Annotated in this window: 14 protein-coding genes; 11 read left to right on the plus strand and 3 right to left on the minus strand. The window is 72.3% G+C overall.

The window, feature by feature from the left end; genetic code table 11:
- Positions 1 to 24 precede the first annotated feature (24 nt).
- The gene (locus tag AB0G50_RS13145; RefSeq protein ID WP_360106464.1) at positions 25 to 636 is read right to left on the minus strand and encodes a DUF3558 family protein; all 612 of its coding nucleotides are present in this window, start codon (positions 634 to 636) and stop codon (positions 25 to 27) included.
- Positions 637 to 785: 149 nt separating this feature from the next.
- Between AB0G50_RS13145 and AB0G50_RS13150 the strand changes: the two genes are divergently transcribed.
- From AB0G50_RS13150 to AB0G50_RS13200, 11 genes are all read left to right on the plus strand, one after another.
- Positions 786 to 1,955: an acetoin utilization protein AcuC gene (locus tag AB0G50_RS13150; protein ID WP_360106467.1), complete on the plus strand. Its 1,170-nt coding sequence runs from the start codon at positions 786 to 788 to the stop codon at positions 1,953 to 1,955.
- A gap of 2 nt (positions 1,956 to 1,957) precedes the next feature.
- Positions 1,958 to 4,621 carry a GNAT family N-acetyltransferase gene (locus AB0G50_RS13155; RefSeq protein ID WP_360106470.1) on the plus strand — a complete coding sequence of 888 codons (2,664 nt, stop codon included), beginning with the start codon at positions 1,958 to 1,960 and terminating at the stop codon, positions 4,619 to 4,621.
- 136 nt (positions 4,622 to 4,757) lie between these two features.
- Positions 4,758 to 5,591 (plus strand): glutamate ABC transporter substrate-binding protein, encoded by an 834-nt coding sequence (locus tag AB0G50_RS13160; RefSeq protein WP_360106473.1) that lies wholly within the window; start codon positions 4,758 to 4,760, stop codon positions 5,589 to 5,591.
- A gap of 19 nt (positions 5,592 to 5,610) precedes the next feature.
- Positions 5,611 to 6,384 (plus strand): GntR family transcriptional regulator, encoded by a 774-nt coding sequence (locus tag AB0G50_RS13165; RefSeq protein WP_360106475.1) that lies wholly within the window; start codon positions 5,611 to 5,613, stop codon positions 6,382 to 6,384.
- Between the two features lie 103 nt (positions 6,385 to 6,487).
- The gene (locus tag AB0G50_RS13170) at positions 6,488 to 7,606 is read left to right on the plus strand and encodes a TIGR03364 family FAD-dependent oxidoreductase (RefSeq protein WP_360106478.1); all 1,119 of its coding nucleotides are present in this window, start codon (positions 6,488 to 6,490) and stop codon (positions 7,604 to 7,606) included.
- Positions 7,603 to 8,262: a phosphonatase-like hydrolase gene (locus AB0G50_RS13175; protein ID WP_360106481.1), complete on the plus strand. Its 660-nt coding sequence runs from the start codon at positions 7,603 to 7,605 to the stop codon at positions 8,260 to 8,262. Before AB0G50_RS13170 ends, AB0G50_RS13175 begins: the two co-directional genes overlap by 4 nt.
- Before the next feature lie 6 nt (positions 8,263 to 8,268).
- Positions 8,269 to 9,297: a 2-aminoethylphosphonate ABC transporter substrate-binding protein gene (locus tag AB0G50_RS13180; protein WP_360106484.1), complete on the plus strand. Its 1,029-nt coding sequence runs from the start codon at positions 8,269 to 8,271 to the stop codon at positions 9,295 to 9,297.
- Positions 9,294 to 10,289: an ABC transporter ATP-binding protein gene (locus AB0G50_RS13185; protein WP_360106487.1), complete on the plus strand. Its 996-nt coding sequence runs from the start codon at positions 9,294 to 9,296 to the stop codon at positions 10,287 to 10,289. The genes AB0G50_RS13180 and AB0G50_RS13185 overlap by 4 nt, the downstream gene beginning before the upstream one ends.
- Positions 10,286 to 11,107, plus strand: a complete 822-nt coding sequence (locus AB0G50_RS13190) for a 2-aminoethylphosphonate ABC transporter permease subunit (RefSeq protein WP_360106490.1) — start codon at positions 10,286 to 10,288, stop codon at positions 11,105 to 11,107. Before AB0G50_RS13185 ends, AB0G50_RS13190 begins: the two co-directional genes overlap by 4 nt.
- The gene (locus AB0G50_RS13195; protein ID WP_360106493.1) at positions 11,085 to 11,882 is read left to right on the plus strand and encodes an ABC transporter permease subunit; all 798 of its coding nucleotides are present in this window, start codon (positions 11,085 to 11,087) and stop codon (positions 11,880 to 11,882) included. The genes AB0G50_RS13190 and AB0G50_RS13195 overlap by 23 nt, the downstream gene beginning before the upstream one ends.
- Positions 11,883 to 12,004: 122 nt before the next feature.
- Positions 12,005 to 12,346: a hypothetical protein gene (locus tag AB0G50_RS13200; protein WP_360106496.1), complete on the plus strand. Its 342-nt coding sequence runs from the start codon at positions 12,005 to 12,007 to the stop codon at positions 12,344 to 12,346.
- Between the two features lie 52 nt (positions 12,347 to 12,398).
- On the opposite strand, the gene AB0G50_RS13205 is transcribed toward AB0G50_RS13200, so the two are convergent.
- Complete coding sequence (locus AB0G50_RS13205) at positions 12,399 to 13,034, minus strand: hypothetical protein (RefSeq protein WP_360106499.1); 636 nt, start codon at positions 13,032 to 13,034, stop codon at positions 12,399 to 12,401.
- Positions 13,034 to 13,576, minus strand: coding sequence for a hypothetical protein (locus AB0G50_RS13210; RefSeq protein WP_360106502.1), 543 nt, complete (start codon positions 13,574 to 13,576; stop codon positions 13,034 to 13,036). The genes AB0G50_RS13205 and AB0G50_RS13210 overlap by 1 nt, the downstream gene beginning before the upstream one ends.
- Between the last annotated feature and the right edge of the window lie 110 nt (positions 13,577 to 13,686).

Below are 13,686 nucleotides of genomic sequence, written 5' to 3' on the forward strand. Positions count from 1 at the left end.
CGCACCGCGCGCCCGGCCGGGTGCTCAGGCGTTCGGGATCTTGTCGAAGGCCTTCGTCGCGAGCTTGAGCGCGACCTCGCACGGCTGGATCTGGTCGATCGGGGTGACGCTCGCCAGGAACGCCGGCGTGATCTCGTCCGGGTCGTCGGTCAGCATGACGAGCACCGAGCAGTCGCCGTTCTTGTTCTTGACCTGGTACGCCGTGTTGCCGCCGACCTCGATCTCGGTGGCGTCGCCGTCGTACTCGGCGAAGGTGACCATGAACAGCACGACGGTGAAGGGGTTCTCGGTGCTCTGCACGCACCCCTTCTCGCTGGACTTCTGCGCGCCGGTCGCGGCGGCCACGTCCTCCGGCGTCAGCAGGTCGCAGTCCTCGTACCCGCTGGTCTTCTTCTTCGTCTTGATCTTGATCTTGCCCGCCGGCTTGGTGCCCGACGTCGGCACGCCCGCGGACGACGCGGTCGGCTTGCCCGAGGTCGTCTTGGTCGACGGCTTGGCGGCGGTCGTCTTCTCGCCGGTCGTGGCTCCGGCGGCGGCCACCGGCGTGCCGACGACCTTCGTCGCGCACGCGCTCAGGCCGAGCGTGAGCGCCACGGCGAGCGCGGCGGTCAGGGCGGAGACTCGTCGCTGGTGCATGTCAGGTTCGACCCCGTTCCGACGCGCGGGGTTCCATCCTCGATGGCTGCTCATCCAGCCCCGCCGGCGTCGCAGGGGACTCTAATTCCTCGACGGTCGCTCGCGTCCGGGAGCCACCAACCTGTGATGCCCGTGTGTAGGTTGCGACCATGGCCAAGGCAGCCGCGGTCGTCTGGGACGACTCCTTCCTGGGGTACGACCTGGGCGGCGACCACCCGCTGAACCCCGTCCGCCTCGACTTGACGATCAGGCTCGCGACCGGGCTCGGCGTGCTCGACGGCGTCGACCCGATCACCCCGGAACCCGCCTCCGACGTGGAGATCGAGCGGGTGCACGAGCCCGCCTACCTGTCGGCCGTGCAGTCCGCGCCGCACGCCGGCTGGGACGTCGGGCACGGCCTCGGCACCTCCGACAACCCGGTGTTCCCGCACATGCACGAGGCGTCGGCGCTGGTCGTGGGTGGTTCGCTGGCCGCGGCGGCCGCGTTGGCCGACGGCGCGGACCGGGCGGTGAACATCGCGGGCGGGCTGCACCACGCGATGCGCGACCACGCGGCCGGGTTCTGCGTGTACAACGACTGCGCGGTGGCCATCGCGTGGCTGCTCGACCGCGGCTTCGAGCGGATCGCCTACATCGACACCGACGTGCACCACGGCGACGGTGTGCAGGCCGCGTTCTACGACGACCCGCGCGTGCTCACGGTCTCGCTGCACCAGAACCCGCTGAGCCTGTGGCCGGGCACCGGGCGGCCGGGTGAGGTGGGCGGACCCGGCGCCGAGGGCACGTCGGTGAACCTGGCGCTGCCGCCGGGCACCCGCGACCCGGGGTGGCTGCGCGCCTTCCACGCGGTCGTGCCGTCGCTGCTGACCGCGTTCCGGCCGCAGGTGGTGGTCACCCAGTGCGGTGTGGACACCCACCGCGAGGACCCGTTGGCCGACCTGGCGCTCACCGTCGACGGGCACCGGGAGATCTACCGGACGCTGCGGGACCTCGTCGGCGGGCTCGGCGCGAAGTGGTTGGCGCTGGGCGGCGGCGGGTACGAGCTGACCCGGGTGGTGCCGCGGTCCTGGACGCACCTGCTGGCGACCGTGCTGGACCGCGACCTCGACCCGGACACCACGCTGCCCGCGGACTGGGTGGCGCACGTCGCCGCGCTCGCGCCCAACCGGCCGCTGCCCTCGGCGATGACCGACGGCGCGGACACCGCGTTCGAGCCGTGGGGCGGTGTCACCGAGCACCCGGTGGACAAGGCGGTGCGGGAGACGCGGCACGCGGTGTTCCCGCTGCACGGACTGGATCCCGACGACCCGAGGGACTAGCGGTGGACCCCTTCGACTACCCCAGGCACTGGGAGGCCGACGTCGTGCTCAGCGACGGCGGCACCGTCCACCTGCGACCGATCACACCGGACGACGCGGCGCGGCTGCTGGCGTTCCACGGCAGGCTCTCCGAGCGCACCCGCTACTTCCGCTACTTCGGCCCGTACCCGCGGATGCCCCAGCGCGACGTGGAGCGGTTCAGCACCGTCGACCACCACGACCGGGTGGCGTTCACCGCGCTGCTGGGCGACGACATCGTCGCGGTGGGCCGCTACGACCGGCTCGACCACGGCTCGTCCGCCGAGGTCGCGTTCGTCGTGGAGGACTCGCACCAGGGTCGCGGCCTCGGCTCGATCCTGCTGGAGCACCTGGCCGCGGCCGCGCGGGAGAGCGGGCTGAGCCGGTTCACCGCCGAGGTGCTCGCGGAGAACGGCCAGATGGTGCGGGTGTTCCGGGACGCGGGCTACCGGGTCAGCCGGGCGTTCGACGAGGGCGTGCTGCACCTGGAGTTCGACATCGACCCGACGGAGGAGTCCGTCGAGGTGGCGCGGGCCCGCGAGCAGGCGGCCGAGGCGCGCAGCGTGCACAACCTGCTGCACCCCCGCTCGGTCGCGGTGATCGGCGCGTCCGCCGACCACACCAAGATCGGCCACGCGGTGCTGACCAACCTGCTGGTCGCCGACTTCGCCGGACCGGTCTACCCGGTCAACGGCGAGCACCGGTCGGTGCGCGGGGTCCGGGCCTACCCGTCGGTGCTCGACATCCCCGACGACGTGGACCTGGCGGTGGTCGCGGTGCCCGCCGCCCGGGTGGACGACGTCATGGACGCGTGCTTGGCCAAGGGGGTGAAAGCGCTGGTCGTGGTCACGTCCGGGTTCGGCGAGACGGGTCCGGGCGGGTTGTCCGCCGAGCGCAGGCTCACCGCCGAGGCACGGGCGCACGGCATGCGCGTGGTCGGCCCGAACGCGCTCGGCGTGCTGAACACCGACGCGGCGGTGCGGCTCAACGCGACGCTGGCGCCCCGGCTGCCCGCGCGCGGTCGCACGGGCTTCTTCTGCCAGTCCGGCGCGCTGGGCACCGCGATCCTGGCCACCGCGGCCGAGCGCGGCCTCGGCCTGTCCACGTTCGTCAGCGCGGGCAACCGGGCCGACGTGTCGGGCAACGACCTGCTCCAGTACTGGGAGACCGACCCGTCGACCGACGTCGTGCTGCTGTACCTGGAGTCGTTCGGCAACCCGCGCAAGTTCGCCCGGCTGGCGCGCAGGCTCGGTCGCACCAAGCCGATCGTCGCGGTGAAGTCCGGCCGGCACGCGGTCACCCCGGCGCTGGCGGCGACGTCGGTGCAGGTGGACGAGTCGAGCGTGCAGGCGCTGTTCGAGCAGGCCGGGGTGATCCGGGTCGAGTCGCTGGCCCAGCTGTTCGACACCGCGCTGCTGCTGGCCCACCAGCCGCTGCCCGCCGGGCCGAGGCTCGCCGTGGTCGGCAACTCGACCGCGATCGGGCTGCTGGCCGCCGACACCGCGCTGGCCCAGGGCCTGGAACTGGTCGGCGACCCGGTGGACGTGGGCGCGCAGGCCGGTCCCGAGGTGTTCGCGGCGGCGGTGCGCGAGGCGTTGCGGCACCCGGACACCGACATGCTGGTGGTGGTGTTCGTGCCGCCGCTCGCGGTGCCGGGCGCCGCGTTCGCCCGGGCGCTGCGCGACGTGGTCGAGGAGGCGGGCGGCGCCAAGCCGATCGCGTCGACGTTCCTCGCGGTCGAGGGCGTGCCGGACGAGTTGGCCGTGCCGGGGCCGGGCGGCGCGCCGGGACGCGGGTCCGTGCCGTCGTACCCGAGCCCGGAACGGGCGGTGCTGGCGCTGGCCCGGGCGTCCCGTTACGCACGGTGGCGATCGGCGCCGCAGGGCCGGTTCGTCCGACCCGACGGGATTGACACCGACGCGGCGCACGCGCTGGTGGCGTCACTGGGCGTGGTCGACGAGGGTCCGGTGGACGACGCGACGGCGGTGCGGCTGCTGTCCTGCTACGGAGTGGAGTTGGTGCCCTTCCGGGTGGTCTCGTCGGCCGACGACGCGGCGCGCGCGGCGGCGGACCTCGGCTACCCGGTGGCGTTGAAGTCGACCGACGACCGGCTGCGGCACCGCACCGACCTGGTGGGGGTGCGGCTGGACGTGGCGGGCGAGGAGGCGGTGCGCTCGGCCTACACGACGCTGGCGGAGGTGTCCGGGCAGGCCGAGGTCTACGTGCAGCGGATGGCGCCCAAGGGCATCTCGTGCGTGCTCGGGCTCCAGGACGACCCGTCGTTCGGCACGCTGGTGTCGTTCGGGCTGTCCGGCGTGGTCAGCGACCTGCTGGGGGACCGGGCGTACCGGGCCGTGCCGCTGACCGACACCGACGCCGCCGCGCTCGTCCGCGCGCCCAAGGCCGCGCCGCTGCTGGCCGGGTACCGGGGTTCGGAGCAGGCGGACCTGCCCGCGTTGCAGGACCTCGTGCTCCGTCTGGCGGCACTGGCCGAAGACGTTCCCGAAGTGCGCGAGCTGGCCCTGGAACCGGTGCTGGCGAGCGCGGCCGGCGCGTACGTCAGCAGCGCGAAGATCACGCTGGGACCCCCACCGTCCAGGCACGACACCGGGCCGAGGCGGCTGCGGTCACCCGGTGGCACGCGTTAACCCGATCACAGCCACGCACCGTGACCGTCTTGCTGGATCGATTCCGCTCGCCTCAATTCGTCCCTGACTGTTGCCGGGCGCATCTCCGCCGCTTAGGTTTCCGGCAACCCGAGGAAGGCACCCGAAAAGGGGAAGAATGGCACTGGCATCGTTGCGCGCCGTAGCTGTGGTGTGCGCCGCCGCGCTCGTCCTCGCCTCCTGCTCGACCGGTGACGACACGACCGTCGCCGGGCGGGCGAGCAGCGACAGCAAGCTCACCATCGGCATCGCCTACGACCAGCCCGGACTCGCCGTGAAGCGGATGGACGGCGTGCTCAAGGGCTTCGACATCGACGTGGCCCGGTACGTGGCCAACGAACTGGGCGTCCAGGAGTCCGGCATCACCTGGGTCGAGGCCTCGCCCGCCCAGCGCGAGACGTTGATCACCACCGGTCAGGTGGACCTGGTGGTGACCGGCTACTCGATCACCCCCAAGCGCAAGGAGCTGATCGACTTCGTCGGGCCGTACTTCATCGCGGGTCAGGACCTGCTGGTCCGGATCAACGACAACCGCATCACCGGCCCGGATTCGCTCGACAACCAGGACCTGCGGCTGTGCTCGGTCGAGGGCAGCACGTCCGCCCAGTACGTCCAGGAGAAGTACGCGCCCGGTGTCCGGTTGCGCGAGTACCCCCAGTTCAGTGACTGCGTTACCGCCCTGCTCGCGGACAACGTGGACGCGTTGACGACCGACGACGTGATCCTCGCCGGGTACGCGGCGCAGAACCCGGAACTGCTGAGGGTGGTCGGCAAGCCGTTCTCGGAGGAGAAGTACGGCATCGGTTTGCGCAAGGGCGACTCGGCCAGCAAGACCAAGATCACTGCCGCCGTGCAGAAGATGGAGAGCTCCGGCGCGTGGCGGAAGTCACTGGAGGACAACATCGGCCAGTCGGGCTACCGGATCCCGGAACCGCCGGGGATCGAGCCCTGACACCCGTAGGCTCGGTGCCGTGCCAGCCTCGCATTTCGCACCGCAGTACCGCGCGGACGGACCGGTCCGCGCCGGTATTCCCGAGCACGGACGGATCCCGCGCTACTACGCCGTGAAGACCGAGCTGCTGTGGCTCATCGAGGCGCTGGGGGAGGGCGCGGCGCTGCCGTCCGAACGGGAGCTGGCCGAGCGGTTCTCGGTGTCCCGGGTGACGTTGCGGCAGGCCGTCGGCGAGCTGGTGCTGGAGGGCAAGCTCCAGCGCCGGCAGGGCAGCGGCACCTACGTCGCGCCGCCCAAGCTCGTCCAGCCGCTGTCGCTGGTGTCCTACACGGAGGGCATGCGCCGCCAGGGCGTGGCGCCCGGCCGCAGCGTGATCACGGTCGAGCACCTGCCCGCCGACGAGGTGCTCTCGGTCGACCTGCGGATCGAGCGCGGCGCGCCGGTGATCCACCTGGAGCGCGTGCTGCTGGCCGACGACGAGCGCGTCGGCCTCGAGTCGACCTACCTGTCCCAGGCCCGGTTCCCGACGCTGCTCGAGGTGCTGGACCCGACGACCTCGCTGTACGCGTGCCTGACCGACTCCCTCGGCGTGGTGTTCACCGAGGCCGAGGAGCGGGTGGAGACGGTGCTCGCCACGCCGCGCGAGGCGCTGCTCATCGGCACCAACCCGGCCCTGCCGATGCTCCTGCTGCACCGGGTGTCGCATGACAACGTTGGCGTGCCGATCGAGCGGGTGCGCTCGCTCTACCGGGGTGATCGGTTCAGCTTCATGGCGCGACTCCGTTCGGAGTAATGAAGGTCACGGCGCGGTAACTCATCTAGTCCACATGTTCGGTTCACCCGTTCTTCGCTGACGGGCCACCGTCCCGTCGACTTGGTCACGCACCGTTGCCGACGTGCGAGTGCTAATTGTCGGCGGCGGCGTGCTGGGGACCATGCACGCCTGGCAGGCCGTCGAACGCGGTCACGACGTGGTCCAACTGGAACAACAACCCGAGGCGCGCGGCGCGTCGGTGCGCAACTTCGGCCTGGTGTGGGTCGGCGGCCGGGCGGCCGGCGAGGAGCTGTCCGTCGCGCTGCGTGCCCGCGAGCTGTGGGAGCGCGTCGGCGAACGGGTGCCGGGGCTCGGGTTCCGGGCCAACGGCTCGCTGACCGCCCTGCGCACCGCCGCCGAACTCGCGGTCGCCGCCGAGGTCGTGGCCCGGCCGGACGCCGCCGAGCGCGGGTTCGCGCTGCTGGAGCCGGCCGAGGTCCGCGCGCTCAACCCGGCCGTGCGCGGCGACCTGCTGGGCGCGCTGCACTGCTCCCGGGACGCGGCCGTCGAACCTCGGGTGGCCCAACCCGCGCTGCGCGAGGCGCTGCTGGCGTCCGGCCGCTACACCTGGCTGCCCGGCCGCGAGGTGCGCGCCGTGTCCGCGCACGGCGTCCGTGACGACTTCGGCGTGGAGCACCACGGCGACGTGGTGGTGCTGTGCACCGGCGCGTGGCTCGGCGGGCTGGTCCGCGAGGTCGTCGGCGAGGTGCCGGTGCGCCGGGTCCGGTTGCAGATGATGCAGACCGAGCCGCTGGCCGAGCCGCTCACCACGTCGCTGGCCGACGGCGACAGCTTCCGCTACTACCCGGCCTACCAGGGCACCGCGCTGGACGCGTTGAACGCCTCCCAGCCGCAGGCCGAGATCGCCCGCGAGCACGCCATGCAGCTGCTGCTGGTGCAACGGGCCGACGGCGGCCTGACCGTCGGCGACACCCACGGCTACGCCGAACCCTTCCCGTTCGACACCGAGGACGACCCGTACGCGCACCTCGCGTCGGTCGCCTCGGACCTGCTCGGCCGACCGCTGCCGCGCGTGGTCCGGCGCTGGGCGGGCGTCTACGCGCAGTGCCTCGACACCACGCGCGTGGTGCACCGGCAGCAGGTCGAGCCCGGCGTGTGGCTCGTGACCGGACCGGGCGGGCGCGGCATGACGTGCTCGCCCGCCATCGCCTTCGACACGGCAGAGGAGATCGGACTGTGAGCGTCGACCTGGTCGTGTTCGACATGGCGGGCACCACGGTGCTCGACGACGGGCTGGTGGAGCGGGCCTTCCGGCGCGCCCTCCCGGACGCGGGCGAGGAGCAGGTGCGGTACGTCCGCGACACCATGGGCCAGTCCAAGATCGTCGTGTTCCGCGCGCTGCTGGGTGAGGAAACCCTGGCGCAGCGGGCGAACGCGGCGTTCGAGGTGGCGTACGCGGAACTGGTGGCCGAGGGGCACTGCGCGCCCGTGCCCGGCGCGGTCGAGGTCATCACCGACCTCCGCGCCCGCGGCGTGAAGGTCGCCTTCGGCACCGGCTTCTCCCGCGCCACCCAGCAGGTGATCCTGTCCGCGCTCGGCTGGACCGAGCTGGCGGACTTCACGACCACCCCGGCCGAGGCCGGTCGGGGCAGGCCCTACCCGGACATGGTGCTCGCCGCCGTGCTCGGGCTCGGGCTGACCGACGTCCGCTCCGTGGCGGTCGTCGGCGACACACCGTCGGACGTGCTCTCCGGACTCCGCGCGGGCGCCCGCGTGGTGGCCGGGGTGCTGACCGGGGCGTCGTCCCCCGAGGACCTCGCCGCGGCCGGCGCGACGCACGTGCTGGCGTCGGTACGCGATCTCCCCGCAGTTCTCGACCTCCCCGAAAGGCCCTGAGACCCCATGCTGCGCAAGACACTGGCCGCCGGCCTGCTCCTGCTGACCGCCGCGTGCGGCGGCACCGGCGGCGCCACCGCGTCGTCACCCTCGTCCACCGGCGCGGGCGGCACGGTCACCGTGTACACCGTCGACGGCCTCGCCGGCTGGTACGGCAAGCGCGCCGAGGAGTTCAAGGCGAAGACCGGCATCACCGTCCAGCTCGTGGAGAGCGGCTCCGGCGAGGTGGTCACCCGCGCCGAGCGCGAGAAGGCCAACCCGCAGGCCGACGTGCTCGTGACGCTGCCGCCGTTCATCCAGCGCGCGGACAAGGCGGGTCTGCTCGCCGACTACGCGCCCGCCGGCTCCGACCAGGTGCCCGCCGGCCAGAAGTCCGGCAAGTACACCGCCGTCGTGAACAACTACCTGAACTTCATCTACAACCCCAAGCTGGCCACGCCCGCGCCGACCACGTGGAACGACCTGCTCGACCCGCGGTTCAAGGGCAAGTTCCAGTACTCCACGCCCGGCCAGGCCGGTGACGGCACCGCGGTGCTGCTCCAGCTCAAGCACGTCCTCGGCGACCAGGGCGCGCTCGACTACCTGGCCAAGCTGGAGGCCAACAACGTCGGACCGTCGTCCTCCACCGGCAAGCTCCAGCCCAAGGTGTCCAAGGGCGAGATCTGGGTGGCCAACGGCGACCTCCAGATGAACCTGACCTCGATCCGCGACGACAAGTCCGAGTTCCAGGTGTTCTTCCCGGCCGACGACAAGGGCGCGCGCTCCACGTTCGCCATCCCGTACTACGCGGGCCTGGCCACCGGCGCGCCGCACGCGGACAACGGCAGGAAGTTCCTGGACTTCCTGCTCTCCTCCGAGGTCCAGCAGACCGTCGCGGCCGACGCGCTCGGCCGGCCGGTGCGCGGCGACGTGCCCGCCACCGGCCAGATCTCCGAGCTGCTCAAGGGCGTCGAGGTGTGGCAGCCGGACTGGACGTCCGTCGTGGCGACGCTGGACGCCGACGTGGCCGCGTACACCAAGGCGGTCGGCAGGTGACGGTTGCCGCCGTCGAGTGGCGCGACGTGTCCGTCCACTTCGGACGGACCGTCGCGTTGCGCGGACTGACCCTGTCGGTGGCGGCGGGGGAGACCCTGGCGCTGCTCGGCCCGTCCGGGTCGGGCAAGTCGACCGCGCTCAAGGCGGTCGCGGGCTTCGTGCGCCCCGCGTCGGGCCGGGTGCTCCTCGGCGGTCGCGACGTCACCGACCTGCCGCCCAACCGGCGCGGGCTCGGCGTCGTCGTGCAGAGCTACGCGCTGTTCCCGCACATGAAGGTCTCCGACAACGTCGCGTTCGGGCTGCGCGCCCGCCGCGTGCCGCGCCGCGAGGTGGCCGCCCGGGTCGCCGACGTGCTGGAGATGGTCGGCATGGCGGCCTACGCGGGCCGGTTGCCGCGCGAGCTGTCCGGTGGTCAGCAGCAGCGGGTCGCGATCGCCCGCGCGCTGGCCATCCGGCCGCCGGTGCTGCTGCTCGACGAACCGCTGTCCGCGCTGGACGCCGCGCTGCGCGAGGAGATGGTGGCGGAGTTGCTGCGGTTGCGGGCCGAGCTGCCCGACACCGCCATCGTCTACGTGACCCACGACCAGGGCGAGGCGCTGGCCCTGGCCGACCGGATCGCGGTGATGCGCGACGCCGGCCTGGTCGAGGTCGGGCCCGCGGCCCAGCTGTACGACCGGCCGGGCGAGGGGTTCACCGCGTCGTTCCTGGGCGCCTCCAACCTGATCCCGCCCGCCGTGCTCGACCCCGCGGCCACCGCCGTGGGCGTGGCGCACAGCGTGCGACCGCACCGGGTCGGCGTGGCGCCGTTCGACGGCACGGGACTGCCGGGCCGGCTGCTGGCCGTGCAGTGGCGCGGCACCGGGTTCCGGCTCGACCTCGAGCTCGACGCCGGGCACCGGGTGCGCGCCGAGGTCCGCTCCGTCGACGGGCTCGCGGTCGGCGAACGGGTGTCGGTGTCCATTCCGGACGGTTGCCCGCTGGTGCGGTTGTGACCCGCCGCGCGCTGTGGCTGCTGCCGCCGGTCGCCGTGCTGGTGGTGCTGTTCGGCTACCCGCTCGCGCTCGTGCTCCAGCAGTCGTTCGTCGCCGACGACGGCACGGTCGGGCTCGCCGCGTGGCAGGAGGTGCTCGGCTCGACCGAGTTCCGGCGCGCGCTGGGCCGCACCGCGCTGCTCGCGGTGTCCTCGACGCTGGGGTGCCTGGTGCTCGGCGTGTTCCTGGCCCTGGTGGTGGCGTTCGCGCCGTTCCCCGGCGTGCGCGCGGCGTCCCGGCTGGTCGACGTGGTGCTGGCGTTCCCGTCGTTCCTGATCGCGCTGGCGTTCACGTTCCTCTACGGCAGCGCGGGCGTGGTGAACGCGGCGCTGGGCGCGGGCACCGTCGACTTCCTGTACTCGCCGTGGGGCGTGCTGCTGGCCGAGATCACCTTCTACACGCCGTTCGTGATGCGGCCGGCGCTGGCCGCGTTCAGCCAGATCCCCGGCGCGCAGCTGGACGTGGCGGCCTCGCTCGGCGCCTCGCCCGCCCGGGTGCTGCGGCAGGTCGTGCTGCCCGACGCGCTGCCCGCGCTGGCCTCCGGCGCGTGCCTGACCCTGCTGCTGTGCATGAACGAGTTCGGCATCGTGCTGTTCGTCGGCGCGAAGGACGTCACCACGTTGCCGATGTTGGTCTACACCAAGGCGATCGTCACGTTCGACTACCCGGCCGCGTGCGTGGTCGCCGTGGTGAACGTGGTGTTCTCGCTGGCGCTGTACGTGCTGCACCGCTGGGTGTTCGCGAAGGGAGCGGGCCGTGCTGCTGTGGACGCGGCGTAGTCGGGTCGTCGCCATCGCGCTGTTCGCGGTGGTGTTCGGCGTGGTCGTGCTGGCGCCGCTGGCGATGATCGCGCTCGCGTCGGTCGCCGGGTCGTGGAACGGCGTGCTGCCGTCCGAGCTGACCACGCGCCACCTGGAATCGGCCGTGCGGGGCGATGCCGTCGCCTCCGCGGTGGTGAGCGCGCAGACCGCGCTGCTGGCCGCCGGGTGCGCCGTGCTGCTGGGCACGTGGGCCGCGGTCGCCTCGGCCTCGGCGCCGCGCGCGGTGCGCCGGATCGTGGACGGTGCCCTGCACCTGCCGCTCGCCGTGCCGTCGGTGGTGGTGGGCCTGGGGATGCTGGTCGCGTTCAGCAAGCCGCCCGTGCTGCTCAACGGCACCCGCTGGATCGTGCTCGTGGCGCACCTGGTGATCCTGCTGCCGTTCTCGTTCAGCGTCGTGGCCGCCGCGCAACGGCGGGTGGACGGGCAGCTCGCGCTCGTCGCGTCGTCGCTGGGCGCCTCGTCGGCGCGCGTGCTGTGGAAGGTCCGGCTGCCCGTGCTGCTGCCCGCGATGTCCGCCTCGGCGTCACTCGGGCTGGCGCTGTCCATGGGCGAGGTCGGCGCGACGATCATGCTCTACCCGCCGGACTGGCGGACCCTGCCGGTCACGATTTTCGCGCTGTCCGACCGGGGCCAGGTGTTCGCCGCGTCCGCGAGCACCGTGCTGCTGCTCGGGATCACGCTCGCCGGGCTGCTCGTGCTGGGTTCCGCGCGCGGCCGCGCCACTGAACGTTAGCGATTCGCCGCCGATTGACGCCCATTGGGAGGCAAGAGGTTTTGCCTTCGCGGAGGTACCGTATGTGCTCCGAGGGAGTCCCTTTCACCCGCAGCGACGCGGGCGGAACGGGGGGTGGAGCCATGGGTTTCCAAGAGGAGTTCCTGGCGGAACTCGAAGACTGCCTGCGGGGGTACGGCGCGGTTCCGGTGCGACACCCCGCGGCCTTGGCCAGGTTCATCGACTACGTGCGGCGACTGCCCGACGACGACGTGCGACTGCGTTGTCTCGAGGGCGTCGACCAGGGTTCCGGTTCGTTCTGGAACAACCCGGCGATCTGGTGGGAACAGGTGCCGGGGTTCGGCGAGGCCTTCGAGGACTGCCGCGAATCGCACTGCCACGCACTGCTCGACCTGATGCTGGACGAGGCGATCCACGACGAGATCGACGTGCTGGAGATGGAGATCCGGGAACTGCCCGGGTAGGAAATCACCCGTTGTGCGCCCGGGTCGCCGGACGCACAACGGGGAGTTTCGGTCAGACCGACAGCAGCTGGTCGAAGAACGACCGGTAGCGGCGCAGCGCGAGACGCAGTTCCTCGGTCTCGACCTGGTCGCCCTCCTGCCACTGGCCCTCGAGGGTGCGCTTGTGCTCGGCGAAGGTGGTGGCGAGGCTCTGGATCACCTGGGCCACCAGCTCGTCGGCCCGCTGGACGGCGTCGCGCGGGCTGTCCACGAAGTCGGCCTGGAGCGAGCGCCACTCGTCGCGGAACCCGCCCGCCTCGTCCTCGGTGAACAGCGGGGTGCCCTCCTCGGGCAGCGCGTCCGCGGTCGGCTTCTGCGCGTCCGGGACCACGGCGCTTCTGTCGTCCACCAGGTCGGTGTCGGTGTGGTCGGCGTTGTCGAGGGTGTCCGCGTGGTCGTACGGGTCCTCGGCGACCGCGTCGTGCCGGTCGAGGTCGTGCCCGGTGGTGTCGTGCCCGGTGGTGTCGTGGCCCTCGACGTCGTGACCCAGGCCGTGCAGGCCCGCGTCGTGCGTCGTGGCGTCGTGTCCGGTGGTGTCGTGCCCGGCGACCTGGTTCCCGTACTGGTCGACCGTGCCGTCGTCCGCGCGCCGGTCGTCCTGGACGAAGTCCTCGGTGGTCAGGGGACGGGCTTCCTGGCGGTCGGTCATCAACGCGCTCCTTCTCGGCCGAGCAGGTCTTCGAAGAGGGTCCGGTAGTGCACCATCGCGGAGCGGAGGTCCTCGGTGGTGGCTTCGCCGCGCTCGTGGCGCGTGGTGATGTCGTGCGCCTCGCGGTAGTGCTCGAGGGTTTTGGCGTGCGCGACCGAAAGCATCGACACCTGGCGCTCGTAGCCCTCGGTGGGGTAGCCGCGCTCGGCCATCAGGTCGGTGACGAGCCGGTCGGCGGCCGTGACGGCCTGCTCCGGGTCGTCCACGAACTGCTCCTGGACCTCGGTCCAGTGCCGGGCGTAGGACTCGCGGGTCGCCGCGTTCAGCGCCCGGATGTCGAGATCCTTGTGCTCCCGCTCGCGCTGGACCAGCTCGCGCTCGGCCGCCATGCGGTTGTCACTGCCGGCGACAGCGCGCTCGTACTCGGGCCCGAACCGTGACCGCAACCTCCTGCGCTGGAGGAAAACCTTCAGCAGCACCGCGACCCCGGCGAGCACGACCAGAACGGCGACGATGACGCCGATGGTTGTGCCGGTGGACATTTCAGCCTCCTCGACTAGGCTTGCTTGGCCACCGGGTTTCCATTGCGGGGCAACGATAAACCGCATTCACCCGGGACCGGCCACATCGGATGGGAAGCCGGAAAACCTTA

Origin of the sequence: Actinosynnema sp. NPDC020468, from assembly GCF_040642015.1 — a bacterium.
In the GTDB taxonomy this organism is placed as follows: domain Bacteria; phylum Actinomycetota; class Actinomycetes; order Mycobacteriales; family Pseudonocardiaceae; genus Actinosynnema.